Below are 26,085 nucleotides of genomic sequence, written 5' to 3'. Positions count from 1 at the left end.
CCTTCGATGATACTGGATCGCCCACGCATCCGCCGCTGCCCTGCCGCCAGCCTGCAGCGTCAGGCCAGCATGCGGCTGTAGATGCGGGTGGCCATCAGCCCAGCGGGCGTATGGTGGCTGGCCGGCGCCATCAGCTGCACCAGCAGTTCCATCGCCTGCTCGCGGCTTTCCTGCGCCGCCAGGGTTTCTTCCAGGGTACGCAGTTCGAGGTTGAAGTCGTTCTGCCCGTCCGCCGCGCTGCGCTGCGCCGGGTTGCGCAGCACGCCGCGCACGCCATGCCAGTCGCTCGGCGCCGGCTGTCCCAGCGTATCCATCAGCCGCTGCCGCGCCCGGAAGCTGATCTGGCGGCGCTGCGCGCCTTCCCAGCCGGCCGCGATCCAGTCGTGGATCACCTGCTGCTCATAAGCGGAAAAGACGCCGAACATCTCGGCCCGCTCGCCCTGCAGCAGGCGCCAGAAGCGGCTGTTCTGCGGATCGTCGCCGCGCCGGATCCAGTCGCGCTCGACCAGCGCATCAAGGAAGGCGGGAATCTGCGCCGGGTCCGACAGCCAGTCATTGACGGCGCGGCCGCCGATGCGGCAATAGTCGGAGTGGGCCTCCTTGCCGGTTGCGCTCTTGGCGGTAAAGACAGCGACGATTTCCCGGTCGATGTCGAACTCGGCGATCACGGAATTGGTGCCGGCGCCCAGCATGTTGAGCTTGTAGCCGCGCGCCACGCGCTGCATGAACGCCCGCCGGTCGCCTACCCGCGGCATGGTTTCCACCAGGCCTTCGAGCGCCTTGCGGGCGTGGCCGGTGTCGGCATTGTCGACCGTGACATGCAGCGTGAAGTAGGTCGGGTCGATGCCGAGTTCGTTGAGTTCATAGGCGCAGATCAGCAGGTGCAGCGGCAGCTGCTCATAGCCGAGGTTGAAGCCGATGACTTCCGGCAAAAAGTCGCCGGCATGGCGCGCCAGCGCCAGCTGGATCACGCCCTGCACGTAATGGTCTTCGCTCAGGTTTTCCCAGTGCTCGCAGCCATGGGCGGCCAGCAGCCGCTTGAACAGCAGGACGTGGTTGCGCTCGGGCACGCCGTCGCCCAGCTCCTCGAGGTAGATGCGGATCAGCGCGGTGAAGCGGGCATCGTTCCAGTAAGGCGTCAGGCCATACAGCCAGGCGCCGTCGACCAGCTTGGTCGGCGCAACCGATTTCAGGAAATACAGCGCATGCGACTTGCTGGTGAAGTACTGGCGCGGGCCGCCGGCCTTGCGCGCTTCCAGGTAATGGCGGTAGCGCTGGCCGACCAGGGCGGTGCTGGCGGCGATCCAGTCGCCGATGTCGTCGATGTCCTCGGGCAGGTCCGACTCCAGCCGGTCGGTCGCCGTCAGTTGCTGCCGCAGCCATTCCTCGCCACGCTGCAGCGCCGATGGCTCGGGCTGGTCGCGCATCAGTTCGCGGTACAGCCGGCGCAGGGGCGTCGCCGCCCGCGCCGACGCCGCGGGGGCACTAGCCGGGCGTGCCGGCTGGATGTAGTGAATGTCGTCCGTCAGGTTTTGCATGATGTCTTCTGTTGGCTGCCCGCTGCTGGAAAGCTGCCGGCGTGCATGGTGGCCTTGGCCAAAAAGTGGTTCGATTATCGGAAGCGCATGGCGGACCAACAATCAGCGAACAGGAGAAAAGCGGGTCGGACGATGCCTACAAGCCGCGTAGGCAATCTGCACTGCACATTATTTCAAACAACTTGCACATACGTTCAAAGCGGCGTATATTGACAGTTGTTCACACGCTCGGCACAAACGTTCATGACATTTCCTTCCCAAGTTGACTTGTTGATCATCGGCGGCGGCATCAACGGCGCCGGCATCGCCCGCGACGCCGCGGGCCGCGGTCTGTCGGTTGCGCTATGCGAGCAGAATGACTTCGCCAGCGCAACGTCGTCGGCCAGCACGAAGCTGATCCATGGCGGCCTGCGCTATCTGGAACATTATGAATTCCGTCTGGTGGGCGAAGCGCTCGCCGAGCGCGAAGTGCTGCTGCGCATTGCGCCGCACATCGCCTGGCCGCTGCGTTTCGTGATGCCGCATGCCAAGGGTCTGCGGCCGGGCTGGATGATACGGCTGGGCCTCTTGATGTATGACCGCCTCGGCGGCAAGACCACCCTGCCGCGCTCCTCCGGCATCAGCCTGCTGCGCACGCCCTACGGCGCCGGCCTGAAGACAGAATTCCACAAGGGATATATCTATTCCGACGCCTGGGTCGACGATGCCCGCCTGGTGCTGCTGAACCTACGCTCGGCGGCCGAGCATGGGGCCGCGATTTTGCCCCGCACCCGATTCCTTTCCGCCCGCCGCGAGAACGGCCTCTGGCATGCCGAACTGGAAGACCTGCGCACCGGCCAGCGTCATACGGTGCGTTCGCGCATGCTGGTCAACGCGGCCGGACCGTGGGTCAGCAAGGTGGCAGGCAGCATGGGCACGGCCAAAACCAAGGCCGGCGTGCGGCTGGTCAAGGGCAGCCATATCGTGGTGCCCAAGCTGTATGAAGGCGAGCATGCGTACATCGTGCAGGACAGCGGCAAGCGCATCATCTTCATGATTCCCTACGAGCGCGATTTCACGCTGATCGGCACCACCGACATGGTGGTCAACGACATCAGCGAAGGCGGGAAGATCAGCCAGCAGGAACTGGATTACCTGTGCAACCAGGTCAGCCGCTATTCCGCCCGCCCGGTCACGCCCGACCAGGTGGTCTGGAGCTACAGCGGCATCCGTCCGCTGTACGACGATGGCACCGAGGACCCGTCTGCGGTCACCCGCGACTACACGCTGGTGCTGGAAGACGGCGATGTCAACGTGCCGCAGCTGTCGGTGTATGGCGGCAAGATCACCACCTATCGCAAGCTGGCCGAGGCCGCGCTGGACAAGCTCGCGCCCTGGATGGAAAAGGCCGGCGGCAAGTGGACCGGCACCGAACCCCTGCCCGGCGGCGACCTCGGGCCGGCCGGACAGGCTGGCTTTCTGCCGCGGCTCGCCGCGCGCTATCCCGGCATGCCCGAGACCCTGCTGGCCGCGCTGATGCAGCGCCACGGCAGCAAGGCCGAAGCGATCCTGGGCGATGCCGCAACGCCGTCGGACCTCGGCCAATATTTCGGCGGCAACCTGTACGAACGCGAAGTGCGCTACCTGATCGAGCACGAATGGGCGCAGCAGGCCGACGACGTCCTGTGGCGCCGCACCAAGGCCGGCCTGCACATGAGCCCGGAACAACGGGCGCGCTTTGCTCTCTACATGGAAGGCGTGGTCCCGCAGCTGCCGGCATGAATCTTCTTTACGAAAACATCCTGCTTCACCTCCTCACCGCGCTGGTGGCGGGCGGCCTGATCGGCCTGGAGCGCAGCTACCATGGCCGCCCCGCCGGCTTTCGCACCCATGTGCTGGTGTGCGTCTCGTCGAGCATGCTGATGCTGGTCACGCTGTACCAGTCGAGCTGGTATATCGCGCCGCTGGCCGACAGCGTGCGTACCGACCCCACCCGCATGGCGCAGGGCATCATGACCGGCATCGGCTTTTTGGGCGCCGGCGTGATCATGAAGGACGGCCTGTCGGTGCGCGGCCTGACCACCGCGGCCTCGATCTGGATGACGGCCGCCATCGGCATCCTGGCCGGCATCGGCTTCTATTTCCCGGTGCTGATGGTCACGACGCTGACCGTGGCGGCGCTGTCCATCTTCCGCTGGGTGGAGCGCATCCTGCCGGCCTATTACTATGCGCAGCACGTGGTGCGCTTCCAGTCGGAAAGCGTGATGGGGGAAGAGGCGCTGCGCGAACTGATCGCCGCGCACGGCTTTTCCATCGCCAACATGAGCTACAGCATGGAAGACTCGGGCCGCATCTTCGAATACCGCATGGTGATCCGCTCGCGCGACCGCGATAATGCCACCCGGCTGGCCGAAACCTGGCACCGCGCCAATGGCAGCGTGCTGGGGTTTCGCATCGAGCCAGCCTGACGCCGGCTGGCAACCGGCCTGGAACAGGAGAGCGCCTGATGAATCTGATTACCTGGAACATCCAGTGGGGCCGCGGCAGCGACGGCGTGGTGGATCTGCGCCGCATCGTCAACCATGCGCGCGCGCTGGCCGACTTCGACGTGCTATGCCTGCAGGAAGTGGCGGACAACTTCCCGGCCCTGAAGGGCAACAACGACGCCAATCAGTTCGCCGCGCTGGCCGCGCTGCTGCCGGGCTATACGGCGATCGAGGGCGTGGCGGTCGACCTGCCGGGCCAGCAGGGCCGCCGGCGCCGCTTCGGCAACATGATCCTGTCGCGGCTGCCGGTGCGCCAGGTATTGCGCCACCTGCTGCCCGCGCCGCCTGACCCGAGCGTGAAGAGCATGCGCCGCATGGCCCTGGAGGCGGTGCTGGAAACGCCGTTCGGCCTGACTCGGGTAGTCACCACCCACCTCGAATACTATTCGGCGCCGCAGCGCGCAGCACAAGTAGAAGCCTTGCGCGGCCTGCATGCCGAGGCCTGCGCCGAAGCGCGCGCCTTCGTCGAGACCGACAGCAGCGAGGGCACCTTCCGCAGCCTGCCGCGTCCGGCGTCGGCCATCTATACCGCCGACTTCAACTACCAGCCCGACGATGCCTTGCATGCCCGCATGCAGCAGGCCCATGCCGACGGCAGCCCCGCGCTGCACGATGCCTGGTCGTCCCGCTGGCCGGGCGTGCCGCATTCGCTGACGCTGGGCCTGTACGACAGGGAGCAATGGCCATCGGCCATGACCACCGATTTCATCTACGTGACCGACGACCTGGCGCCGCGGATTGCGGATGTCCGGGTCGACGGCCTCACCCAGGCATCCGACCACCAGCCGGTGCTGATCACACTGCAACAAGACTAGGAAAGAAAAAAACCGCATGCTGCCCCTGCAAGACCTGCCAGACGCCACCCTGTCCCGCATCACCGGCCTGTTTCTGGACATCGACGACACCCTGACCACGGAAGGCAAGCTACCGGCCGACGCCTATGCCGCGCTGGAAGCGCTGCAGCAGAGCGGCCTGCGGGTGATTCCGATCACGGGCCGGCCGGCCGGCTGGTGCGACCACATCGCCCGCATGTGGCCGGTGGATGCGGTGGTGGGCGAGAACGGCGCCTTCTACTTCTGGCACGATGCCCAGAGCCGCAAGCTGCGCCAGCGCTTCCTGGCCGACGAAGCGACCCGCGCCGCCAATGCGGCGCGCCTGAAGGACATTGCCGCCGCGATACTGGAAGCGGTGCCGGGCTGCGCGCTGGCGTCGGACCAGTTCTGCCGCATCGCCGACATCGCAATCGACTTCTGCGAGGACGTGCCGGCGCTGCCCAGCGGCGAGGTCGACCGCATCGCCGCGCTGATGCGCGACGCCGGCATGACGGCCAAGATCAGCTCCATCCATGTCAACGGCTGGTTCGGCGACTACGACAAGCTGGGCATGGCGCGCACGCTGATGCGGGAACGCTACGGCGTGGACCTGGACGCAGAGCGGGAACGTTACCTGTTCATCGGCGACTCGCCGAACGACGAGCCGATGTTTGCCTACTTTCCCCATGCGGTGGGGGTGGCCAACGTGGCCGACTTCACCGACCGCATGCGCCATGCGCCGGCCTATGTAACCGGGGCGCGCTGCGGCGCGGGCTTCGTGGAGCTGGCCAGGCGCCTGCTGGCGGCGCACGCCTGACGCCGCAAAGCGGCCTCAGAGCCGCGGATCGTAGATGAACTGGCGCGCTACCGCGGCCCGGATCAGGCCGGCATCCGCATGGGCCGGATTGATCAGCAAATTGCTTTCTTCCGGCACGATCACCGACGGCACTTCCAGCACCGCCGCCGCGGCGCTGTCTAGCCACTGGTCGCCGAGGAAGACCGTAACCGAGCCTGCCGGCTCGGCCAGCCAGGCCGGATCGAGGCTGGCCGGTTCGATGCGGTTGCGCCGTTCCCAGACCGGCAGCGGAATATCGATGCGCACCAGAAAAGCATTGCGCACCGCGATGCTGTCGCCAAGGTGCGCCAGGGTTTCCAGCGTGGCCAGCGCAATGCTGGCCGAGGCATAGGCGGCCGCCCGCCCCTTGCTGTTCCAGCGCCCGCCCGTCTTCCTTGCGCCGCCGCCGCTCAGGTCCGCCGCGGAAAATTCAAGCGTGTGCTTGGCGATGCGCCAGACCGTGACGCCGGCCGCCATCAGGACAGCACGCCGTATTCGATCCGGCAGAGGGTGTCCTGCACCAGCTCATAGCCGGCCTCGGTGTCGAGCAGCGCCAGCGGCGCCTCGCCGCCCAGCGCGCGGTTCTCCCGGTTGATCCAGGCGATGGCGGCCGCCTCGTCTTCCAGCACCGCCTGGGCGCGCTCCAGCACCCGGTGAACCCGGTACATCCGGTCCTGCTCCACCGCTGCCAGCGGCTGGCCCTTGCTGACGCGGCTCTTGAGCGTGCTGCGGGGAAGGCGCAGGCTTTCGTACAACCTGTCCTGGCTGATGCCCAGCCGGCTGGCGGTGTCGGCAACGATCTGGGCCGGCATGCCGGCCCGCATCGCGCCGACCATGTCGATGGCGCTGGCGGTGAATCCGGCGCCGTAGGGTGCGACGTTCTGCGCGACCGTCAACTGCCGCCCGGCTTCATGCGGAGGGTATTTGACAGGCTTCTTGGGTGCAGGAGGTTTGCTGGGCGTCATGACGATCCAGGAATGGATGGAATTTCATCCAATTCTATACCAAACCGTGCTTTTTCCAGCACGCTGCCTTAGACCATCCCCGTCCGGCGTATGCAGCCTTAACCGGCGAAGTCCGGTCCGATCAGGTCGATCCGGTCGGTGCAGAACGCATCCACGCCCCAGTCCAGCAGCCGCCTGGCCGCTTCCGGGTCGTCGACGGTATAGCAGAAGAGGCCATAACCGGCGGCCTTGATCGCCTGCGCCTGTTCCTGCTTCAGGTTCTTGTGGTTGGTATGCAGCGCCATCGCGCCGACCTGCTCCAGCCTGGCCTGCCAGTCGTCCGGCACATGGCCGATCAGCAGGCCGCGTGGGATGTCCGGCGCGATGTCGCGGGCCGCCATCAGCGCTTCCGGCGAAAACGAGGAAAACAGCGGCAGCGGCATCGATGCATCATCGGCCAGCCTGGCGTCGGCCTGCTGCGCCAGCATCTGCTTCAGCAGCGCGGCGGCGGCGCGCCCGGTCTCGGCAGCGAAGCCGGGCGAAGGCTTGATCTCGACGTTCATCCAGATGCCCTCGCGGTGGCAGAAACCGACTACCTGCGCAAAGTCGGGCACCGGCTCGCCCGCGAACTGCGGGCCGAACCAGCTGCCGGCATCCATGCCCGCCAGCAGCGCGGCGCTGGTTTCGGCGACGTTGCCGATGCCGGGCACGGTGCGACCGAAGGCGGGATCATGCATCAGCACCGGCACGCCGTCGGCGGCCAGCATCACATCGAACTCCACGGCGCGATAGCCGTGCGCCAGACCGCAGCGCAGGCCGGCAAGGGTGTTTTCCGGCGCAAGCGTGCCGCCACCGCGATGCGCGATGACACGGGGAAAAGGCCACATCGTGTATTACTCCTTCAGGCTGGGGGATCAGGCGGGATCGATGCGAAACTCGATCACGCCGTGGCGCATGCTGCGCCAGGAATCGACAAGACGGCTGGCATTGGCGCGGTCGCGCGAGCGGATCACCATGCGGTATTCGAAGGTGCGGCCGGCGTCATGCATGCCGTAACTCAGGTTGGCGATGGAAAAGCCATGCTCGGCGATCAGTTCGCGCAGCGCCTGTTCCTCCATCACGCTGCCGGACTGGAAGCGCACCACGTGCTGCGCGTAGTAATAGGACGGCAGCACGCCTTCGAGCCAGCGGAAGAAGGACAGCGCCGATACCGTCAGCACCGTCACCACCACCACTGGGAAATAGAAGCCGATGCCGGCCAGGATGCCGATCGCAGCGGTCATCCAGATCGAGGCCGCGGTGGTCAGGCCGCGCACCGAAAAGCCATCCTTCATGATCACGCCAGCGCCCAGAAAGCCGATGCCGGTCATGATGCCCTGCGCCATGCGCGTCGGGTCGGTGCTGGTGGGCGCATGCCCTGCTTCCATGCCGTACCAGACCGACTGGTACAGCGTGACCAGCATCAGCATGCTGGCCGACACGCACACCAGCACATGGGTGCGAAAGCCCGCCGGTCGCCCCTGGTAACTGCGCTCCAGGCCGATCATGCCGCCGGCAATCAGGGCCACCACCAGATGCTGGATGATCTTGTATTGAATCGACTCCGTCATCGCTGCGCTCCCGCCGCGCCGGCCTGCGGCGCGTCCGGCGGACTGCTCTCCAGCAGCAGCCTGGCGGTGGGCTCATCGATGATCAGTTCATTGACGAAGCCGCCGCGCAGCGCGGCGCGCAGGCCTTCCACCTTGCCGCGGCCGGACGCCACGCAGATCGAATGCCTGACGCGCTTGAACAGGTCGAGGTCGGGGCCGCTGGTGCGGCTGTTGAGCGCAATGTCGCGATAGCTGCCGTCGGCGCGGAAGAACACGGTGGCGATGTCGCCCACCGCCCCGGCTTCGGTCACGGCCTGCAGGTCCTGCGGATCGAGGTAGCCGCCGCTGTGGATCTGGCTCGGCACTTCGGCCGCCAGCGCACCCACGCTGTAGACCAGGATGTCGCAGCGCTGTTGCAGCTCGACTTGCCGCCGCACGCTGCGCTCGCGCCACAACGCGGTCTTGGTCTCGGCATAGTCGAAGAAGGCCGGCACCGGGAACGGCTGCGGCCGCGCGCCGTAGTTGGTGGCGAAGCGCATGATGATCTCGCTGGAAAACGCGTTCGACATGCTGTGCGTGGTGCCCGAGCCGTTCAACTGCACCACTTCCACGTTGACGGTGGACTTGGGCGTGAGGCGCGAGACGATTTCATTGACCGTGTTGCCCCAGGCCAGGCCGATCACCATGTTGGACTGCACCAGCCGGTTCAGGTAGCTGGCGGCATGGCTGGCCACCCGCTCCAGCCATTCCCGCTCGCCGCCGGACTCGCGCACCGACACCACATGCGCCTGCGGCAGGCCGAAGCGCTGCTTCAGCTCCGCCTCGATCTGCTGCGGATGGTCGCGCGGATCGTTGATATGGATTTCCACCAGGCCGTTGTCGCGCGCAAAGCTCAGCAGGCGCGACACCTTGGAGCGCGACAGATTCAGTTCGCGCGCGATGTCGGTGGTGGTCATATCCTGGTAGTAGTACAGGCGCGCCACCGTGATGGCATTGATGTACTGGGCCGAATCCTCGGTGGAAGGGACGATCTGCTTATCCTGATGCATGGCGGCGTTTCCATAGGGGCGGCCCTGTGGCCGGCCTCGTTGATAGTCAATTGACAAGCATGATACTGCAGGCATCCCCTCGCGCGGCTCAGCGCAGCCGCGCCGGATCGACGGAGAACAGCACCGGATAGGAATGCGACCAGCGCGACCAGCGCAGCGTGCCCGCTTCCGACACCGTCCACAGGCGGCCCTGCGCATCGAAGGAAATGTCTTCGATGCCGATCACCATGTCGTGGGAAGCCAGCACCGCGCCGCTGGCGGCATCGAGCTTCTTCAGCGCGCCAGCCTTGCTGTTGGAAAAGGTCATCCACAGCGCGCCGTCGCGGTCGAAGGCGGCGCCCTGCGCCAGCGCCGGCACCGCGAAGATGCGGCTGGCATCGGCCGGCGTCAGCACCGCGCCGTTGTGGGTGTCGAACAGCGACAGCGGCAGGAAGAAGCCGCGCGCCTTCTCCGCATCCTTTTCCGATGAGGCGATGAAGATGGATGTGCCGTCGAAGCTAGCCAGCGAGCCTTTCATGTCGCCGCCCAGCGCCAGCGTGGCGACCACGAAATCGCCCTGCCCGGCAAGGGCGCGCGCGAGGTCGATCTTGTAGAGCTTGCGGGTATCGGCCACCAGCAGCATGCCCTGGCCCAGGTAGGCCAGGCCGCCGGCATGGCCGCAGGTGCCCGGCATGTCGAACTGGCCGGTGGTGCGGCCGCTGGCCGGATCGATCCGCGCCACCCGGCACGGCCCGCTGCCCACCTTGGGATCGGCGCTGCGGTAGCTCGACACCAGCAGCGCGCCGTCGGCGATGGTCACGCCCTGCGGCACATAGCCTTCATCGATGTCGGGCGCCCAGATGCGGGTCAGGATCGCCGCGTCGTTCGGCACCGCCGGCAATTCGCCGGAAAGATGCGCCGGCCGCGTGCCCAGCACGTCTGCAGCGCCGGCATGGCCGAGCGCCATCAGCAGCATGGCAGACGCCGCGAGCGCATTTGCAAATCGGATCATGAGGCTTCCTCTTTCGCGCAGCCACGCCGCGCAATGGCGTCAGTTGAGGCGCTGGGTCGTGGCAGCGTCGAACCAGTGGACAGAGCTGGCATCGAAGCCGGCGCTGACCCGCTGCCCGGCTTCGACCGGCGTGCCGGCCGGGGCGCGGATCACCAGCGACTGGCTGCCGGCGCGGGTATGCACCAGCAGGTCGGCGCCGAGCGACTCCACCATCTCGACTTCCATGTCCAGGCCGGGCCGGCCCAGTTGCAGGTGCTCGGGCCGTATGCCCAGGATGCAGTCGGCCTGCGTCGGCAGGACAACGCCGGCCGGCAGCGACACCGCGCCATTGCCTTCGAGCTGGAAGCCGCCCGCGGCCGCCTTGCCATGCAGCAGGTTCATCGGCGGCGAACCGATGAAGCTGGCCACGAAGGTGGTGGCTGGCCGGCCATAGACTTCGGCCGGCGTGCCGATCTGCTCCGCGCGGCCGCCGTTCATCACGATCATGCGCTGGCCCAGGGTCATCGCCTCGACCTGGTCATGGGTCACGTACAGGCTGGTGGTGCCGAGGGCGCGATGCATCTTCTGGATTTCCAGGCGCATCTGCACCCGCAGCTTGGCGTCGAGATTGGACAGCGGCTCGTCGAACAGAAACACCGCCGGCTCGCGCACGATGGCGCGGCCCATCGCCACCCGCTGGCGCTGGCCGCCGGAGAGCTGGCGCGGCGTGCGCTGCAGCAGCGCGCCCAGCTCCAGGATGCCGGCCGCCTTCTGTACCCGCTGGTCGATGTCTTCCTTGGAAAAGCGCCGGATCTTCAGGCCATAGGCCATGTTCTCGTAGACGCTCATGTGCGGATACAGCGCGTAGTTCTGAAACACCATCGCGATGTCGCGGTCCTTGGGCTCCAGGTTGTTGACCACGCGGTCGCCGATCACGATGTCGCCGCCGGTGATCTCTTCCAGGCCGGCCACCATGCGCAGCAGCGTCGACTTGCCGCAGCCGGACGGGCCGACCATCACGATGAATTCGCCATCCTCGATATCGATCGAAATGCCGTGGATGACGGCAACCGACTTGGCGCCGCTGCCGTAGGTCTTGGTGATGTCTTTCAGATGTACTTGTGCCATGTCTCTTTCCTGTGCCGCGACCGTAATGGCGCGGCGGTTTCCTCTGGGAGCGCCTTCGGCCGCGAGGCCAGCGCCTTATTTCTCCGAATCGACCAGTCCCTTGACGAACCATTTCTGCATGATCACCACGACCAGGCCGGGCGGCAGCATTGCCATGATCAGCGTGGCCATCACCATGTTCCATTCCACCGCCGCGTCGCCGCCGGCGATCAGGCGCTTGATGCCGATGCCGATCGGGTACATGTCCTGATCGGTGGCGATCAGGAGCGGCCACAGGTACTGGTTCCAGCCATAGATGAACATGATCACGAACAGCGCCAGCACGTTGGTGCGCGACAGCGGCCAGATCACGTCCTTGAAGAAGCGCAGCGGCCCTGCCCCGTCGATGCGCGCCGCCTCCGCCAGTTCGTCCGGCACGGTCAGGAAGAACTGCCGGAACAGGAAGGTCGCGGTGGCCGAGGCCATCAGCGGTATCGTCAGGCCGGCATAGGTGTTGAGCATGCCGAGGTCGGACACCACCTTGTAGGTCGGCGTGATGCGCACCTCCACCGGCAGCATCAGCGTCAGGAAGATCATCCAGAAGAACAGGCCACGGCCTGGGAAGCGGAAGTACACCAGCGCGAAGGCCGACAGCATCGAGATCGCGATCTTGCCAATCGCAATCGCCAGCGCCGACACCAGGCTGACCCACATCATGCGGCCCACCGGCGCCACCGCGGTGCGGGTGGTGCCGGCGCCCAGCACCTGGCTGTAGTTCTCGATCATGTGGCTGCCCGGCACCAGCGAGATCGGCGACATCGCCGACTGCTCCACGGTCTGGGTACTGGCGACGAAGGCCACGTAGACCGGGAAGGCAACGATCAGCACGCCCAGGATCAGCACCAGGTGGCTGATCATGTCGAGTATTGGTCTGCGCTCGATCATGAGTAATTCACTTTCTTTTCAACGTAACGGAACTGCACCACGGTCAGCGTGATGACGATGAACATCAGCACCACCGACTGCGCCGCCGAGCTGCCGAGGTCGCCGCCCTTGAAGCCGTCGGTGAAGACCTTGAACACCAGGATCTCGGTATCCTTGCCCGGCCCGCCCGACGTGGTCGCCTCGATGATGCCGAAGGTGTCGAAGAAGGCATAGACGATGTTGATCACCAAGAGGAAGAAGGTGGTCGGCGAGAGCAGCGGAAAGACGATGGAGAAGAAGCGCCGCACCGGGCCGGCGCCGTCGATCGCGGCCGCCTCGATCAGCGACTTCGGTATCGACTGCAGGCCGGCAAGGAAGAACAGGAAGTTGTAGCTGATCTGCTTCCAGACCGCGGCAATGACGATCAGGATCATCGCGTGGGTGCCGTTCAAGGTATGGTTCCAGTCGATGCCCAGCGGCCGCAGCGCATGCGCGATGATGCCCAGGGTCGGGCTGAGCAGGAACATCCACAGCACGCCCACCACCACCGGCGCCACCGCATAGGGCCAGATCAGGAAGGTGCGGTAGATCGCGGTGCCGCGCACCACGCGGTCGGCGAAGACCGCCAGGATCAGCGATATCGTCAGGCCCAGCACCGCAACCGATACCGAGAAGATCGCGGTGGTCTTGAACGACTCCAGGTAGCTCGGGTCGTTCCACAGCGCCTCGAAGTTCTCGAACCAGACGAACTGCACGCTGCTGCCGAAGGCGTCCTGCAGCAGCACCGACTGGTACAGCGCCTGCACCGCGGGCCAGAAGAAGAACAGCACGGAGACGATCAGCTGCGGCGCAACCAGCACGAAAGGTAGCCAGGCGGATTTATAGCGGGCGCGTTTTTCCATGATTTCCCTTGTATTGCCGCGACTAGCGGTTGGCCTTCTCGAACCGGACCAGCTGCTCGTCGCCGCGCTTGACCGCCGCGTCCAGCGCTTCCTTCGCCGTCTTCTTGCCCGACCAGACGTTTTCCAGTTCCTCGTCGATGATGTTGCGGATCTGGACGAAATTGCCGAGGCGGATGCCGCGCGACTTGTCGGTGGTCTTGACGATCATCTGCTGCACGGCGATGTCGGTGCCGGGGTTCTTCTGGTAGAAATCCGACTTGCGGGTCAGATCGTAAGCCACCTTGGTGGTGGGCAGATAGTTGGTGTCCTGGTGCCACTTGGCCTGCACCTCGGGCTGCGACAGGAACTTGAAGAAGCGCGCCACACCCTTGTTCTCGTCGGCGCTCTTGCCGCTCATGGCCCACAGCGAGGCGCCGCCCAGCACGGTGTTCTGCGGCGCGCCCGGCACGTCGCTGTAATACGGCAACGCCGCCACCGCGAACTTGAACTTGGCGTTCTTGGCGATGTTGGCGTAGGTGGCGCTGGACGACGTGAGCATTGCGCATTCGCCTGAGAAGAACTTGGCGTCCGGCTCGCTCTTGCGGCCGCCGTAATTGAAGTAGCCCTGCTTGATCCAGTTCGCCAGGTTCTCGACATGGCGCACATGCAGCGGACTGTTGAACTTCAGGCGGGTGTCGAGGCCGCCCAGGCCATTGCCCTTGCTGGCGAATTCCACGTTATGCCAGGCCGAGAAGCTTTCCAGGTGCACCCACGACTGCCAGCCCGTGGTATAGGCGCAGCGCTCGCCGCTGGCCTTCAGCTTGGCGGCGGCGGACACCACGTCCTGCCATGTCACCGGCGGCTTTTCCGGGTCCAGCCCGGCCTTGGCGAACTTGTCCTTGTTGTAGTAGAAGACCGTGGTCGAGGCATTGAACGGCAGCGATTGCATCTCGCCGCGGGCCGACGTGTAATAGCCGGCTACTGCAGGCACATAAGCGGACGGATCGAAGCTCTCGCCCGCCTTCTTCATCAGATCTGCCACCGGCACCACCGCGCCCTTGGCATGCATCATGGTGGCGGTGCCGACTTCGAATACCTGCAGGATGTTGGGTGCATTGCCGGCGCGATAGGCGGCGATCGCGGCTGCCATCGCCTCGTCGTAACCGCCCTTGTAGGTGGCGACGATTCTGTAATCGGACTGGCTCTTGTTGAACTGGTCAGCCAGTTCGAGCACACGGTCGCTCAGCGCGCCGGTCATCGAATACCACCATTGGATATCGGTAGCGGCATGCGCCGGGCTCAGGAATGCGGCGCAAAGGCCGGTGGCGCACAAGGCCTTTTTGGCGTGAAACATACGGGTCTCCTGTCAGTATTCTGTTCCGCTGAAGTAGTCTGGCGTGCGGAAAAGGCTGGCGAGGCAGCCTTGCCAGCCTGAAAGCTGGCGAGAATATAACTGATGTTGAACGTATGTGCAATTAATTTGAAATTATGTGCAGACGCCGTCACCAACAGTAGATGGCCATGTGCGTCTGCCGGGTCACCAGGCGCCAAAACGGTCGTCCTGCACCAGGCTCGGAGGAGATGCCCGGCAGGCTGGCCGCCGCGCCAACAGCGCGCTGGCGCCCTGCCGGCCCCGGCGAAAACCTGCAGTCGCTTTTACTTGCGCTTGACCAGCTTCTTGCCCAGGCCAACGACCATGAACACGATGGCGCCCGCCACCACGCCCGCCACCGCGCCGCCGGCAGCGCTGGCCAGCCAGCCCAGCACGCCACCCACGCCAGGCACGGCATGCGCGGCCTCTTCCAGATGATGCAGCCACTCTCCCAGCGCCGGTATGCCATGCACCAGGATGCCGCCGCCGACCATGAACATCGCGGCGGTGCCGACGATGGACAGCAGCTTCATCAGCTTGGGCGCGCCAGCCAGGATCACCCGTCCCAGCGCCCGCTGAAAACCCGCTCCCGGCCCCGGGCGCTGGCTCAGGTAAAGGCCGCCGTCATCGAGCTTGACGATGCCGGCGACCAGGCCGTACACGCCAATGGTCATGACCACCGCGATGCCCGACAGCACCAGCACCTGGGTGGCAAGCGGCGCGTTGGCCACCACGCCCAGCGTGATCGCAATGATCTCGGCCGAGAGGATGAAGTCGGTGCGCACGGCGCCCTTGATCTTGTCCTTTTCCATCGCAACCATGTCCACCTTCGGATCGGCCAGCGCATGCGCCAGCGCTTCGTGCCCGGCATCGCCGCCATGCGGCCAGAACCGGTGCGCCAGCTTCTCGAAGCCTTCGTAGCACAGGAAGGCGCCGCCTATCATCAGCAGCGGCGTGACCAGCCATGGCGCGAAGGCGCTGATGGCCAGCGCGGCCGGCACCAGGATCGCCTTGTTGATCATTGATCCCTTGGCCACGGCCCATACCACCGGCAGTTCGCGGTCGGCATTGACGCCGGTGACCTGCTGCGCATTCAGCGCCAGGTCGTCGCCCAGGACACCGGTGGTCTTCTTTGCGGCGACCTTGGCCATCACCGAGACATCGTCGAGGATGCTGGCAATATCGTCGATCAGCGCCAACAGGTTGCTAGCTGCCATATACGTTCCTTGTCAATCGTTGGAAATATCGTTTGCCGTCCTTGGCGCCGCATCCCGGTCCAGGTCGAGCGCAATCACGTTCACCGGCATGAAGTGCCGTGTCTGGTGCTGGTAGTCCCAGCGCTCCACGGCGCACGACAGCGGCGAGCGCTTGCCGTCGCTGCCGGCGTCGCCATAGCGAATCAGGTTGACCGAATTGCCGGCGCCATGCCGCACCCGCGACGACACCGCGGTGCCAGCCTGCACGGCCCACAATCGCCGCGCCACCTTGTCATGCCGCTCATGCAACGCGCAGACATAAGGCAGATGGATATGGCCGCCCAGAATCAGGTCGGCGCCCGCCTCCGCCCAGCGTCGCACCGCGGCGGCGCTGCCATGCAGCACGTTGCATTCGTCCTCCGGCAACAGCGCGCAGATGGGCTGATGCGTCACCACGATGCGCAATTGCGCCGCCGGCGAGGCCTCCAGCCTGGCGGCCACGCGCTGTATCTGGGCCGGCGAGACTTCGCCGTCGGCATGCTTGTAGGACCGCGTGGTATTGACGGTCACCACCAGCAGTTGCGGCTGCTCGAATTCCGGCTCGAGCTCCTCGCCGAAGGCGCGCCGGTAATTGGCATACGGCGCCAGCAGGCGCAGGCCGACGTTGAGCAGCGGTATGTCGTGGTTGCCCGGAATGGCCACCAGCGGCGTCGGCGCAAGGCGGTCGACAAAGGCGCGCGCGGCGGCGAACTGGCTGCGCCGGGCGCGTTGGGTGATGTCGCCGGACAGCACCACCAGGTCGGGCGCCTGTTCCCGGACCAGGCGCACCAGCGCCTCCACCACGTCGGCCTGCTCGGTGCCGAAATGCGTGTCGGAAATCTGGATCACCAGGCTCATGCCGCCTCACCCGCCGGCGCGCCGCTTTTGAGCAGATAGAGCGGCTGCGGCGACACCCGGAAGCGCAGCGGTTCGGCCATCTGCATGATTTCGCCGTCGACCGCCACCTTAATGCTGCGTGCGCGCCGTCCGGCCCGCATCACTTCCAGTTCGCGCAGCAGGAAGCTGCGCACATGTTTGGCATCGCCCAGGTTGCCGAGCGCGCCGCGCAGCGCCAGCCAGAGCAGCGACAGGGTGCCAACCGGCTGCGGCGCAATCGCCACCAGAAAGCCCTGGTCGAGCGCATCGGCTTCCTCCATGCCTATGCGCTCGAGTTGCAGCCGGTTATTGCCGACAAACAGCGTCGGCGTACGCCAGCCAGCGACTTCGCCATCCTTTTCCAGCCGCAAGCGCAGCTGGCGCCGGGTGCGCAGCACGCTGGCCAGTCCGGCCCATAAGGCCACCAACCGGCTGCGGCCATATTGCTGCTTCCACGCTTCCCTGTCCTCCAGCAGCTTGGGATACAGCCCCAGGCTGGCATTGACCAGGAATGCCCTGTCGTTGACCATTCCCACCTGCACCGCACGCGGCGTGGCGGTCAGCAGCATGCGCACCGCCTGCTCCGGATCTTCCGGTATCCCATGGGTGCGGCCGAAGTAATTGAAGGTGCCGTGCGGCAGCACACCCAGCGGACATGCGCTGGCCAGCACCGCATTGGCCACCGTGTTGATGGTGCCATCGCCGCCGGCCACCACCACGGCGCCGCCGACATGATTGGCCTCGAGCACGGCGGCCCGCGCCACCTCGGCAAGATCGGCAGGATCCTCCACCAGGCGCAGGTGATGCTCGCGCCCCGCTTCCTGCATCACGCGGGCAATGATTCCCCGCGTGACGTCGGACTCCCGGTGGCCGGATGCGGCGTTGAGGATGATGAAGAACGGCATTTCAGGTTGCATTGCGGACATGGGAGCATCATGGGTCGGGAATCGGTGGAAGCAGGCATTTCAGCAAACAGCAGGGAGTATAGGAATGGCGGGTCCGGCCCATCGGTCTGTTAGCTCACACCAGGCTGCAGAAAATGCAGGCAGGCTGCGCAAGCTGCCCGGGTCAACGCGCGACTCTTCGCGCCGCTGCACTGATTTCCCGCTGCCAGACAAACCATCGTCACGATACAGCGAAATTGTTCCCGGCCCAGGCCCGGCAGGCAAGGCGTCCACGCCGTGAGCAAAAAAAATCCGGGGCAAGCCCCGGATTTTTCAGATGCAACAGAAAAGCGCTTTTGCCTTACTCCGGAGCGGCTTCCGCAGCCACGGCCTTCATCGACAGCTTCAGGCGGCCGCGGTCGTCGGTTTCCAGAACCTTGACGCGAACCTGCTGGCCTTCCTTCAGGTAGTCGGCTACCGCGTTGACGCGCTCGTTGGCGATCTGGCTGATATGCAGCAGGCCGTCCTTGCCCGGCATCACCTGCACGATGGCGCCGAAATCCAGCAGCTTCAGCACGGTGCCTTCATAGGTCTTGCCCACTTCCACCGATGCGGTCAGTTCCTCGATGCGGCGCTTGGCTTCCTGGCCGGCAGCGGCGTCGACCGAAGCGATGGTGACCACGCCCTCATCGCTGATGTCGATCTGGGTGCCGGTTTCCTCGGTCAGCGCACGGATCACCGCGCCGCCCTTGCCGATCACGTCGCGGATCTTTTCCGGGTTGATGCGGACGGTGATCAGGCGCGGCGCGAAGTTCGACAGTTCAGCCTTGCCATGCGGCACGGCTTCCTGCATCTTGGCCAGGATATGCACGCGGCCTTCCTTGGCCTGCGCCAGCGCGACCTGCATGATTTCCTTGGTGATGCCCTGGATCTTGATGTCCATCTGCAGCGCGGTGATGCCCTGCGCGGTGCCGGCCACCTTGAAGTCCATGTCGCCCAGGTGATCTTCGTCGCCCAGGATATCGGTCAGGACGGCGAACTTGCTGCCTTCCTTGATCAAACCCATCGCGATGCCGGCCACGTGCGACTTCATCGGCACGCCGGCATCCATCAGCGCCAGGCAGCCGCCGCAGACCGACGCCATCGACGACGAGCCGTTGGACTCGGTGATTTCCGATACCAGGCGCACCGAGTAGCTGAAGTCTTCCGGCGCGGGCAGCGCTGCCAGCAGCGCGCGCTTGGCCAGGCGGCCATGGCCGATCTCGCGGCGCTTGGGCGTGCCCACGCGGCCGGTTTCGCCGGTGGCGAACGGCGGCATGTTGTAGTGGAGCATGAAGCGGTCGCTGTATTCGCCCATCAGCGCGTCGATCTTCTGCTCGTCGCGCGCGGTGCCCAGCGTGGCGATGACCAGCGCCTGGGTTTCGCCGCGGGTGAACAGGGCCGAACCGTGGGTACGCGGCAGCACGCCGGTACGGATCGAGATCGGACGCACGGTGCGGGTGTCGCGGCCATCGATGCGCGGCTCGCCTTCCAGGATCTGGGAACGAACGATCTTCGCTTCCAGATCGAACAGGATGTTGCCCACTTCGACGCTGTCGGCGGACACGCCATCGGCGGCCAGCGCGGCGGCGACCTGGGACGAGACGTCCTTGAGCTTGCCGGTACGGGCCTGCTTGTCGCGCACCTGGTAAGCCTCGCGCAGCGGGCCTTCGGCCAGCGACGTCACGCGGGAGATCAGCTCTTCATTCTTTGCAGCGGGCTGCCAGTCGAGTTCCGGCTTGCCGCCGTCGCGCACCAGCTCGTGGATCGCATCGATCACGGCCTTCATCTGGTCGTGGCCATACACCACCGCGCCCAGCATCACTTCCTCGGACAGTTCCTGCGCTTCCGATTCCACCATCAGCACGGCGGTCTCGGTGCCGGCCACCACCAGGTCGAGCTGGGTATTGGCCAGTTGCGACACGGTCGGGTTGAGCACGTACTCACCGTTGACGTAGCCGACGCGCGCCGCGCCGATCGGGCCGTTGAACGGAATGCCGGACACGCACAGCGCGGCCGAGGCGCCGATCATCGCAGCGATGTCGGGGTCGATTTCCGGATTGACCGACAGCACGTGGATGATGATCTGCACTTCGTTCAGATAACCTTCCGGGAACAGCGGACGGATCGGACGATCGATCAGGCGCGAGGTCAGGGTTTCCTTCTCCGAAGGACGGCCTTCGCGCTTGAAGAAACCGCCGGGGATACGGCCGGCGGCATAGCTTTTCTCGATGTAATCAACGGTCAGCGGGAAAAAGTCCTGGCCCGGCTTCACATCCTTCTTGGCCACGACGGTCGCCAGCACGACGGTGTCCTCGATCGACACCATGACTGCGCCGGAAGCCTGGCGAGCGATTTCGCCGGTTTCCAGGGTGACCTGGTGCTGACCGTACTGGAAGGTCTTGCTTACTTTATTGAACACGGTGATTCCTTTCTATTTTGCCGACAGATTTTCAGGAGCTGTCGTTCCACCTCACCACGGACGACGCGACATCATCGCGCCGTCATCATGCATCCAGCAGACTGCGAAAGAACCGCAAAACGAAAAATGCCCGCATCAGCATCACTGACGCAGGCATTTCACATGGTTCTTGGATCTGGCAATGATTACTTGCGCAGGCCGAGCTTTTCGATCAGGGCGCGATAGCGGGTTGCGTCCTTGCCCTTCAGGTAGGACAGCAGGCTCTTGCGGCGGTTAACCATCATGATCAGGCCGCGGCGGGAGTGGTGATCCTTGGTGTGGGCCTTGAAATGGCTGTTGAGTTCGTTGATGCGGGCCGTCAGCAGTGCGACTTGCACTTCCGGGGAACCAGTATCATTCTGGCCGCGCGCGTTGTCCGCGATGATCGCTGCCTTGCTGCTTTTTTCTACCGACATGATGTACCTTTCACATGCGGTGCCTGGAGAGATTACCCCGGACACCGTGAACAAAGTGTTAATAAAATACCAGCCCGAATGGACAGGATCGGCGAGTATAGCGGATTACCGCCCGTGATTCAAACCCTATATGCCGCCCAGAGGAGAACAGAAATGATCACTTGCCGGACCGCCGCGCTTGCGGCCCTGTTTGCGCTCGCCAGCCTGAGCGGCTGCGGCAGCATCTATCTCGCGCCGCCGCAGCCGGGCGAGTCGGAAGCCAGCATCGTGGCCCGGCTGGGCGAGCCGACTCACCGTTACGGCGAGGGCAATACCCACCTGCTGGAATACATGACCGGCCCGTGGGGCCAGTCCACTTTCATGGCGCGCATCGGCGCCGACGGCCGGCTGATCTCCTATGAGCAGGTGCTCGATAACGCGCATTTCAGCAGGATCGTGCCCGGCAAGTCGGACAAGCAGGAAGTGCTGCACCTGGTCGGCGCGCCCAGCGCCACGTCCTACCTGACGCTGCCGCAACTGGAGGTCTGGTCCTACCCCTACCGGGAAAGCAATGCCTGGGACTCGGTGATGCACGTCCATTTCGACAATGCCGGCATCGTGCGCATGCTGCAAAACGGCCCGGACCGGCGCCGCACGCCCGACATGGCATGGCCGATGGGCGGCGGACTCTGAACGTTTCCCTCCTACGCAATTCGCCATTTTCGGACTCTTGAAATCGGTCTGGCGCGCCTTATTTACGGACCATCGGAGCGAGGCTCCAGACCACTTCAGGAGAAAAAGAAATGAATGTCATTCTGCGTAACCGTGCTTTTCCCGTCCTTAATAACCGCGCCTTCGACAGCAGCTTCGAGCGCCTGGTCGGCAACCTGCTCGACAACGCGCCGCTGGCGCCGCGCGTGAACGTAGTGGAAACCGCCGCCGCGTACCGCATCGAGGCGGAACTGCCAGGCATCGTCCGCGAAGACGTCAAGATTTCCGTCGACAAGAAGCGCGTGTCGATCGAAGCCGAATCCAGGGTGACGAATGAGGTTGCCGAAGGCCAGAAAGCGCTGCTGACCGAACGCACCGCACGTAAATTCGGCCGCGTGTTCACGCTGCCGACCGAAGTCGACGATGCCGCCGCAGTGGCGAAGCTGGAAAACGGCGTGCTGAGCCTGACCCTGCCGAAGAAGGCAGCGGACCAGCCGAAGCAGATCACCGTCCAGTAAGCGCCGAAGCCCGGGTTTCCGGGCTCAGGCAAACCGGCGCGGGCTGCGTGCCGGACTCTTTCGAGGCTTGCTGCCTGACGTCAGTGGGAAGCACAAAAGAAAAGGGCCGGATCTTCGATCCGGCCCTTCCTGTTACTGGCGTCCCCAAGGGGATTCGCCTACATCCTGCAGGCCGCCGACCGGGCTTGCAAGCCCGGTCGCTTCGAATCCCCCGGAATGCGCTCAAGCGCATTCCTATTGGGGACTTAACAAATGGAAAAAGCTCCTTGCGGAGCTTTTTCTGTTTACTGGCGTCCCCAAGGGGATTCGCCTACATCCTGCAGGCCGCCGACCGGGCTTGCAAGCCCGGTCGCTTCGAATCCCCGGAATGCGCTCAAGCGCATTCCTATTGGGGACTTAACAAATGGAAAAAGCTCCTTGCGGAGCTTTTTCTGTTTACTGGCGTCCCCAAGGGGATTCGAACCCCTGTACTCACCGTGAAAGGGTGATGTCCTAGGCCTCTAGACGATGGGGACAAAAACTGTCCGACTACTTTTGGCAACCACGCTGCCTAAAATCAAGGGCCGCTTCGCGGCCCCGTCTGTGATGTGGGCATCGCTGCCCGGATAATGCTGGCGTCCCCAAGGGGATTCGAACCCCTGTACTCACCGTGAAAGGGTGATGTCCTAGGCCTCTAGACGATGGGGACAGAAAACTGCCCGTACTGCCGGCCTTTGCTGCTGTACTACTGAACTGCGTTCCTGCTTCTCCTGCGGTGGTGGAGGTAAGCGGGATCGAACCGCTGACCTCTTGCATGCCATGCAAGCGCTCTCCCAGCTGAGCTATACCCCCCTGTGCGAAGAAGCGAGATTATAGCCTAGCAATACTATGCTGTAAATCGCCTTTGCTAAAACTTTGCGACCACCGCACTATGTAACCTGAGCGTCTTCAAACAAAGACCCGCCAGCCTTTTGCGTCGGCTGGCGGGCCTGTCCTGGCGTCCCCAAGGGGATTCGAACCCCTGTACTCACCGTGAAAGGGTGATGTCCTAGGCCTCTAGACGATGGGGACAGAAAACTGCCCGTACTGCTGGCCACACACGATATTGCCAAACCATTTGCTGTTGGTGGAGGTAAGCGGGATCGAACCGCTGACCTCTTGCATGCCATGCAAGCGCTCTCCCAGCTGAGCTATACCCCCGAACAGGCGGCGAATTATAGCAAAGGGTTTTCCGCAATACAAATATCCTCGTTGAACTTTTTTCACACGGACTGGAATCGATTCAGGCGGCCCATTGCGCCAGCAGCGACATCAGGCTGCCGGTATCCACTGGCTTCACGAAATACTGGTCGAAGCCGGCCTGCAACGCGCGGGCGCGATCCCGTTCGTGGCCGTAGCCGCTCAGGCCCAGCAGCCGGCAATCCTGCCCGCCCGGCAGTGCGCGCACGCGGCGCGCCAGGCTGTAGCCGTCGACATCCGGCAGACCGATATCGAAGATGCAGATTTCCGGCATGCCGGCTTCCAGCGCGTCCAGCGCGCCACTGACGTCATGCCTCACCGTCACCTGGTGTCCGGCGTCCTTCAGGAAGGCGGCCAGGGTATCGGCAGCATCGACGTTGTCATCCACCAGCAGGATACGCAGTGGATGGGCCGGCGCATGCGCCAGCAGTTCGGGCTGCATCTGGCCGGGCGCCATGTCCGGCAGGAACAGGCGCGGCAGGCGCACGGCGAAACGGCTGCCCTGCCCGACCCCGGCGCTGCTGGCGCATACCGTACCCCGATGCAACTCCGTCAGGCTCTTGACCAGCGCAAGCCCGAGCCCCAGCCCGCCCTGCGACCGGTCGGGCGAGCGCTCGGCCTGGGTAAACAGATCGAATACCTGCGACAGCAGCGTCGGCGCGATACCGATGCCATTGTCGCTGACGGCCAGTTCGACATGCTCCGGCTGCAGGCTGATCGTGAGGCTGATGGCGCCGCCTTCCGGCGTGTATTTGGCGGCGTTGTTGAGCAGGTTGGCGACAATCTGGACCATCCGGGACCGGTCGGCGGAAACGCAGGCCGGTCCTTCGGATGGCGTGACCGTCAGAATGTGGCGGCGCGCATCGAGCAGCGGACGCACCTGTTCGACTGCATCGATCAGGAGCATGTTCAGGTCCAGCGCATGCGGCTCCAGAACCACCAGGCCACGGGTAACGCGGGACACGTCCAGCAAGTCGTCCACCAGGCCAACCATATGGCCGACCTGGCGCGCAATGACCTGGCTCAGCTGGTCCACGCGGGCGGCATCGCCCGGCGCGCCCATCAGCAACTGCGCCGCCATGCTGATCGGCGCGATCGGGTTGCGCAGTTCATGCGCCAGCATCGCCAGGAACTCGTCCTTGCGGCGGTCGGCTTCGCGCAGCGCGGCGGCGGCGCGGTTGCGCTCGGTGACATCGCGCACGATTGCGATCAGCACTTCCTCGCCATGGATTTCAACAATGTTGGCGGAGGCCTCGACCTCGATCACGCGACCATCGGCGCAGCGCAGATAACCGGGATAATCGCGCACGGCCCGTTCCTGGAGCAGTTTCCTGGAGTAGGCCAGGCGCTGGTCCGCGCCGAATTCAGGCCAGATGCCGACTTCGTAGGAAGTCCTGCCGATGACATCCTCGCGCCGGAAGCCAAGCAGGCGCTCGAAACCGGGATTGACGTCGATGAAGCAGCCGTCCGACAAGCGGCTGAAGGCAATATAGTCGGGCGACGCATAGAAAATGCGCCGGTAGATTTCCAGCTCGCTGGCGCTGGTCAGCCTGGCCAGCGCGTCGACTTCTGTCTCCATCCTGTGCGTTTCCATTGAACGCCCTTTTTGTCCGGATTCCGGGGTCGGACGGCGGCATCAAACGCCGCGACATTTCCGGTCGGTATTGTTCTTAGCCACCCCCATGGCGCGTACTCTGCCATAAAACCGATGCAGTTTATTAACTTCCGCCAAATTTTTTAACTGACGGCGCGATGCCAGCCGATCGCATCGCGCCTCACCGTGCCTATTGGCACAAACGCGCCAGCACCACGTCGCGACCGAAAAGCTCGATCACCGCATCGATCGACGGCGTCTGAAGTTGGCCGGTCAGCAGCAGGCGCAGCGGCATTGCCAGCTGGGGCATTTTCAGCTTGTGGGCCGCCAGGACTTCCTTGAGCATGGCCGACAGCGAGGCCTTGTCCCAGGCAACCGCCCTGAGCCGCTCGGCGTAGTCGGCCAGCGCCGGCCGCACCGCGTCGGTCAGGTGCTGGGCCAGCAATGCCGGATCGGGACGTGGCTGGCGATAGAACAGCATCGCCGCGTCGGCCAGCTCCACGATCGTGGCGGCGCGTTCCTTCATCAGCGCAATCACCGCCGGCAAGGGCGGCGCGCCATCGAAACCGGCGCCATCCCGCTCCAGTTGCGGCAGGGCCAGGGCGGCCAGCCGCTCGTTGTCGGCCGCCTTGATGTAGTGATTGTTCAGCCAGGCCAGCTTTTCGGGATTGAACTGGGCGGGCGACCGGGACAGGTGATCCAGGTCGAACCAGCTGCAGAACTGTTCCATGGTGAAGACTTCCTCGTCGCCGTGGCTCCAGCCCAGCCGTGCCAGGTAGTTCAGCATGGCTTCCGGCAGGTAACCCTGGGCCGGGTATTCCATCACGCTGACCGCGCCGTGCCGCTTGGACAGCTTCTCGCCGTCGGCGCCGAGGATCATCGGCACATGCCCGTAGATCGGCGGCGTGGCGCCCAGGGCCTTCAGGATATTGATCTGGCGCGGCGTGTTGTTGACATGGTCGTCGCCACGAATCACATGGGTGATGCGCATGTCCCAGTCGTCGACCACCACGCAGAAGTTATAGGTGGGCGTGCCGTCCGGGCGTGCGATGATCAGGTCGTCCATCTCGCGGTTGGCGATGGTGATGGGGCCCTTGACCGCATCCTCCCAGGTGACCTCGCCGTCCAGCGGATTACGGAAACGCACCACCGGCTTGCGGCCTTCCGGCACCGGCGGCAGCGTCTTGCCCGGCTCCGGGCGCCAGGTGCCGTCGTAGCGCGGCTTTTCGCCGAGCGCCCGCTGGCGCTCGCGCATCGCCTCCACCTCTTCCGGCGTGCAGTAGCAGTAATAGGCAGTATCCGCCTCCAGCATCTGGGCGATCACCTCGCGGTAGCGGTCCATGCGCTGCATCTGGTAGAACGGGCCTTCGTCGTGATGCAGGCCCAGCCACTGCATGCCGTCGATGATGGCCTGCACCGCTTCCGGCGTGGACCGTTCCAGATCGGTGTCCTCGATGCGCAGGATGAACACGCCTTCGAAGCGGCGGGCATAGGCCCAGGCGAACAGCGCGGTGCGGGCGCCGCCGAGGTGGAGAAAGCCGGTCGGGCTGGGAGCGAAGCGGGTGCGTACGGTCATGGCGGAATGTGTGTGGGCGGCCGCTCTGTGGG

The 26,085-nt window shown here is 64.8% G+C and carries 24 protein-coding genes and 5 tRNA genes; 6 read left to right on the top strand and 23 right to left on the bottom strand.

What is annotated here, in order from left to right; translation table 11 throughout:
- Positions 1-59: 59 nt before the first annotated feature.
- The gene (locus tag ABC383_RS01735) at positions 60-1,538 is read right to left on the bottom strand and encodes an iron-containing redox enzyme family protein (RefSeq protein ID WP_413011395.1); all 1,479 of its coding nucleotides are present in this window, start codon (positions 1,536-1,538) and stop codon (positions 60-62) included.
- Between the two features lie 243 nt (positions 1,539-1,781).
- Here ABC383_RS01735 and glpD point away from each other — a divergent pair, with 243 nt between their 5' ends.
- The 4 genes from glpD to ABC383_RS01715 are packed head-to-tail and all read left to right on the top strand — an operon-like array spanning position 1,782 to position 5,692.
- The gene (gene glpD / locus ABC383_RS01730; RefSeq protein ID WP_413011393.1) at positions 1,782-3,299 is read left to right on the top strand and encodes a glycerol-3-phosphate dehydrogenase; all 1,518 of its coding nucleotides are present in this window, start codon (positions 1,782-1,784) and stop codon (positions 3,297-3,299) included.
- A complete protein-coding gene (locus ABC383_RS01725) occupies positions 3,296-3,985 on the top strand; it encodes an MgtC/SapB family protein (protein ID WP_413011391.1) in 690 nt (229 codons plus the stop codon). Before glpD ends, ABC383_RS01725 begins: the two co-directional genes overlap by 4 nt.
- 38 nt (positions 3,986-4,023) lie before the next feature.
- The gene (locus tag ABC383_RS01720; protein ID WP_413011389.1) at positions 4,024-4,878 is read left to right on the top strand and encodes an endonuclease/exonuclease/phosphatase family protein; all 855 of its coding nucleotides are present in this window, start codon (positions 4,024-4,026) and stop codon (positions 4,876-4,878) included.
- Between the two features lie 16 nt (positions 4,879-4,894).
- Complete coding sequence (locus ABC383_RS01715) at positions 4,895-5,692, top strand: HAD-IIB family hydrolase (protein ID WP_413011387.1); 798 nt, start codon at positions 4,895-4,897, stop codon at positions 5,690-5,692.
- Positions 5,693-5,707: 15 nt separating this feature from the next.
- Here the strand turns inward: ABC383_RS01715 and ABC383_RS01710 are convergent, their stop codons facing one another.
- From ABC383_RS01710 to rpsO, 15 genes are all read right to left on the bottom strand, one after another.
- Positions 5,708-6,187, bottom strand: coding sequence for an RES family NAD+ phosphorylase (locus ABC383_RS01710; RefSeq protein ID WP_413011385.1), 480 nt, complete (start codon positions 6,185-6,187; stop codon positions 5,708-5,710).
- Positions 6,187-6,675 carry a type II RES/Xre toxin-antitoxin system antitoxin gene (gene parS / locus ABC383_RS01705; RefSeq protein WP_413011383.1) on the bottom strand — a complete coding sequence of 163 codons (489 nt, stop codon included), beginning with the start codon at positions 6,673-6,675 and terminating at the stop codon, positions 6,187-6,189. Before parS ends, ABC383_RS01710 begins: the two co-directional genes overlap by 1 nt.
- Before the next feature lie 98 nt (positions 6,676-6,773).
- Positions 6,774-7,541: a glycerophosphodiester phosphodiesterase gene (gene ugpQ, locus ABC383_RS01700; protein ID WP_413011381.1), complete on the bottom strand. Its 768-nt coding sequence runs from the start codon at positions 7,539-7,541 to the stop codon at positions 6,774-6,776.
- Positions 7,542-7,568: 27 nt separating this feature from the next.
- Entirely contained in the window at positions 7,569-8,264 is a 696-nt protein-coding gene (locus tag ABC383_RS01695; protein ID WP_413011379.1) for an MgtC/SapB family protein, read from the bottom strand.
- Positions 8,261-9,292 carry a sugar-binding transcriptional regulator gene (locus ABC383_RS01690; RefSeq protein ID WP_413011377.1) on the bottom strand — a complete coding sequence of 344 codons (1,032 nt, stop codon included), beginning with the start codon at positions 9,290-9,292 and terminating at the stop codon, positions 8,261-8,263. The genes ABC383_RS01695 and ABC383_RS01690 overlap by 4 nt, the downstream gene beginning before the upstream one ends.
- A gap of 88 nt (positions 9,293-9,380) precedes the next feature.
- On the bottom strand, positions 9,381-10,283 hold the full coding sequence (locus ABC383_RS01685; RefSeq protein WP_413011375.1) for an NHL repeat-containing protein: 903 nt from the start codon (positions 10,281-10,283) through the stop codon (positions 9,381-9,383).
- Positions 10,284-10,322: 39 nt separating this feature from the next.
- Positions 10,323-11,390, bottom strand: a complete 1,068-nt coding sequence (locus tag ABC383_RS01680) for a sn-glycerol-3-phosphate import ATP-binding protein UgpC (RefSeq protein ID WP_413011373.1) — start codon at positions 11,388-11,390, stop codon at positions 10,323-10,325.
- A 75-nt stretch (positions 11,391-11,465) separates the two neighbouring features.
- Positions 11,466-12,314, bottom strand: a complete 849-nt coding sequence (gene ugpE / locus ABC383_RS01675; RefSeq protein ID WP_413011371.1) for a sn-glycerol-3-phosphate ABC transporter permease UgpE — start codon at positions 12,312-12,314, stop codon at positions 11,466-11,468.
- Positions 12,311-13,195 carry a sn-glycerol-3-phosphate ABC transporter permease UgpA gene (ugpA, locus tag ABC383_RS01670; RefSeq protein WP_413011369.1) on the bottom strand — a complete coding sequence of 295 codons (885 nt, stop codon included), beginning with the start codon at positions 13,193-13,195 and terminating at the stop codon, positions 12,311-12,313. The genes ugpE and ugpA overlap by 4 nt, the downstream gene beginning before the upstream one ends.
- Positions 13,196-13,217: 22 nt before the next feature.
- A complete protein-coding gene (gene ugpB / locus ABC383_RS01665) occupies positions 13,218-14,528 on the bottom strand; it encodes a sn-glycerol-3-phosphate ABC transporter substrate-binding protein UgpB (RefSeq protein ID WP_413011367.1) in 1,311 nt (436 codons plus the stop codon).
- Positions 14,529-14,830: 302 nt separating this feature from the next.
- On the bottom strand, positions 14,831-15,763 hold the full coding sequence (locus ABC383_RS01660) for a DUF808 domain-containing protein (protein WP_413011365.1): 933 nt from the start codon (positions 15,761-15,763) through the stop codon (positions 14,831-14,833).
- A 12-nt stretch (positions 15,764-15,775) separates the two neighbouring features.
- Positions 15,776-16,639 (bottom strand): metallophosphoesterase family protein, encoded by an 864-nt coding sequence (locus tag ABC383_RS01655; RefSeq protein WP_413011363.1) that lies wholly within the window; start codon positions 16,637-16,639, stop codon positions 15,776-15,778.
- The gene (locus tag ABC383_RS01650; protein WP_413011361.1) at positions 16,636-17,583 is read right to left on the bottom strand and encodes a diacylglycerol/lipid kinase family protein; all 948 of its coding nucleotides are present in this window, start codon (positions 17,581-17,583) and stop codon (positions 16,636-16,638) included. The genes ABC383_RS01655 and ABC383_RS01650 overlap by 4 nt, the downstream gene beginning before the upstream one ends.
- Before the next feature lie 319 nt (positions 17,584-17,902).
- Positions 17,903-20,002 carry a polyribonucleotide nucleotidyltransferase gene (gene pnp / locus ABC383_RS01645; RefSeq protein WP_413011359.1) on the bottom strand — a complete coding sequence of 700 codons (2,100 nt, stop codon included), beginning with the start codon at positions 20,000-20,002 and terminating at the stop codon, positions 17,903-17,905.
- 185 nt (positions 20,003-20,187) lie between these two features.
- Positions 20,188-20,457 (bottom strand): 30S ribosomal protein S15, encoded by a 270-nt coding sequence (gene rpsO / locus ABC383_RS01640; RefSeq protein WP_194713528.1) that lies wholly within the window; start codon positions 20,455-20,457, stop codon positions 20,188-20,190.
- Between the two features lie 153 nt (positions 20,458-20,610).
- Here rpsO and bamE point away from each other — a divergent pair, with 153 nt between their 5' ends.
- Both bamE and ABC383_RS01630 read left to right on the top strand, forming a co-directional pair.
- On the top strand, positions 20,611-21,129 hold the full coding sequence (gene bamE / locus ABC383_RS01635; RefSeq protein WP_413011357.1) for an outer membrane protein assembly factor BamE domain-containing protein: 519 nt from the start codon (positions 20,611-20,613) through the stop codon (positions 21,127-21,129).
- A 110-nt stretch (positions 21,130-21,239) separates the two neighbouring features.
- Positions 21,240-21,665, top strand: coding sequence for an Hsp20/alpha crystallin family protein (locus ABC383_RS01630; protein WP_413011355.1), 426 nt, complete (start codon positions 21,240-21,242; stop codon positions 21,663-21,665).
- 439 nt (positions 21,666-22,104) lie between these two features.
- Here ABC383_RS01630 and ABC383_RS01625 read toward each other — a convergent pair.
- The 7 genes from ABC383_RS01625 to gltX form a co-directional block, all read right to left on the bottom strand.
- Positions 22,105-22,180: transfer RNA gene (locus ABC383_RS01625), tRNA-Glu, on the bottom strand.
- A gap of 97 nt (positions 22,181-22,277) precedes the next feature.
- Positions 22,278-22,353: transfer RNA gene (locus tag ABC383_RS01620), tRNA-Glu, on the bottom strand.
- 67 nt (positions 22,354-22,420) lie between these two features.
- Positions 22,421-22,496 (bottom strand) — tRNA-Ala (locus ABC383_RS01615).
- A gap of 143 nt (positions 22,497-22,639) precedes the next feature.
- Positions 22,640-22,715: transfer RNA gene (locus tag ABC383_RS01610), tRNA-Glu, on the bottom strand.
- A gap of 53 nt (positions 22,716-22,768) precedes the next feature.
- Positions 22,769-22,844 (bottom strand) — tRNA-Ala (locus ABC383_RS01605).
- An 82-nt stretch (positions 22,845-22,926) separates the two neighbouring features.
- Positions 22,927-24,462 carry a hybrid sensor histidine kinase/response regulator gene (locus ABC383_RS01600; protein WP_413011353.1) on the bottom strand — a complete coding sequence of 512 codons (1,536 nt, stop codon included), beginning with the start codon at positions 24,460-24,462 and terminating at the stop codon, positions 22,927-22,929.
- 205 nt (positions 24,463-24,667) lie between these two features.
- On the bottom strand, positions 24,668-26,053 hold the full coding sequence (gltX, locus tag ABC383_RS01595; RefSeq protein WP_413011352.1) for a glutamate--tRNA ligase: 1,386 nt from the start codon (positions 26,051-26,053) through the stop codon (positions 24,668-24,670).
- Between the last annotated feature and the right edge of the window lie 32 nt (positions 26,054-26,085).

The sequence above is a fragment of the Noviherbaspirillum phoenicis genome (genome assembly GCF_047237965.1).
Taxonomy (GTDB): Bacteria; Pseudomonadota; Gammaproteobacteria; order Burkholderiales; family Burkholderiaceae_D; genus Noviherbaspirillum_A.
The sequence above is the reverse complement of the archived record's forward strand: the minus strand, read 5'-3'. Positions and strand labels throughout refer to the sequence as shown.

Bases quoted from the DNA above. Each gene is read 5' to 3' on its own strand.
- ABC383_RS01735 (WP_413011395.1), bottom strand. From the start codon at position 1,538: ATGCAAAACCTGACGGACGACATTCACTACATCCAGCCGGCACGCCCG.
- glpD (WP_413011393.1), top strand. From the start codon at position 1,782: ATGACATTTCCTTCCCAAGTTGACTTGTTGATCATCGGCGGCGGCATC.
- ABC383_RS01725 (WP_413011391.1), top strand. From the start codon at position 3,296: ATGAATCTTCTTTACGAAAACATCCTGCTTCACCTCCTCACCGCGCTG.
- ABC383_RS01720 (WP_413011389.1), top strand. From the start codon at position 4,024: ATGAATCTGATTACCTGGAACATCCAGTGGGGCCGCGGCAGCGACGGC.
- ABC383_RS01715 (WP_413011387.1), top strand. From the start codon at position 4,895: ATGCTGCCCCTGCAAGACCTGCCAGACGCCACCCTGTCCCGCATCACC.
- ABC383_RS01710 (WP_413011385.1), bottom strand. From the start codon at position 6,187: ATGGCGGCCGGCGTCACGGTCTGGCGCATCGCCAAGCACACGCTTGAA.
- parS (WP_413011383.1), bottom strand. From the start codon at position 6,675: ATGACGCCCAGCAAACCTCCTGCACCCAAGAAGCCTGTCAAATACCCT.
- ugpQ (WP_413011381.1), bottom strand. From the start codon at position 7,541: ATGTGGCCTTTTCCCCGTGTCATCGCGCATCGCGGTGGCGGCACGCTT.
- ABC383_RS01695 (WP_413011379.1), bottom strand. From the start codon at position 8,264: ATGACGGAGTCGATTCAATACAAGATCATCCAGCATCTGGTGGTGGCC.
- ABC383_RS01690 (WP_413011377.1), bottom strand. From the start codon at position 9,292: ATGCATCAGGATAAGCAGATCGTCCCTTCCACCGAGGATTCGGCCCAG.
- ABC383_RS01685 (WP_413011375.1), bottom strand. From the start codon at position 10,283: ATGATCCGATTTGCAAATGCGCTCGCGGCGTCTGCCATGCTGCTGATG.
- ABC383_RS01680 (WP_413011373.1), bottom strand. From the start codon at position 11,390: ATGGCACAAGTACATCTGAAAGACATCACCAAGACCTACGGCAGCGGC.
- ugpE (WP_413011371.1), bottom strand. From the start codon at position 12,314: ATGATCGAGCGCAGACCAATACTCGACATGATCAGCCACCTGGTGCTG.
- ugpA (WP_413011369.1), bottom strand. From the start codon at position 13,195: ATGGAAAAACGCGCCCGCTATAAATCCGCCTGGCTACCTTTCGTGCTG.
- ugpB (WP_413011367.1), bottom strand. From the start codon at position 14,528: ATGTTTCACGCCAAAAAGGCCTTGTGCGCCACCGGCCTTTGCGCCGCA.
- ABC383_RS01660 (WP_413011365.1), bottom strand. From the start codon at position 15,763: ATGGCAGCTAGCAACCTGTTGGCGCTGATCGACGATATTGCCAGCATC.
- ABC383_RS01655 (WP_413011363.1), bottom strand. From the start codon at position 16,639: ATGAGCCTGGTGATCCAGATTTCCGACACGCATTTCGGCACCGAGCAG.
- ABC383_RS01650 (WP_413011361.1), bottom strand. From the start codon at position 17,583: ATGTCCGCAATGCAACCTGAAATGCCGTTCTTCATCATCCTCAACGCC.
- rpsO (WP_194713528.1), bottom strand. From the start codon at position 20,457: ATGTCGGTAGAAAAAAGCAGCAAGGCAGCGATCATCGCGGACAACGCG.
- bamE (WP_413011357.1), top strand. From the start codon at position 20,611: ATGATCACTTGCCGGACCGCCGCGCTTGCGGCCCTGTTTGCGCTCGCC.
- ABC383_RS01630 (WP_413011355.1), top strand. From the start codon at position 21,240: ATGAATGTCATTCTGCGTAACCGTGCTTTTCCCGTCCTTAATAACCGC.
- ABC383_RS01600 (WP_413011353.1), bottom strand. From the start codon at position 24,462: ATGGAGACAGAAGTCGACGCGCTGGCCAGGCTGACCAGCGCCAGCGAG.
- gltX (WP_413011352.1), bottom strand. From the start codon at position 26,053: ATGACCGTACGCACCCGCTTCGCTCCCAGCCCGACCGGCTTTCTCCAC.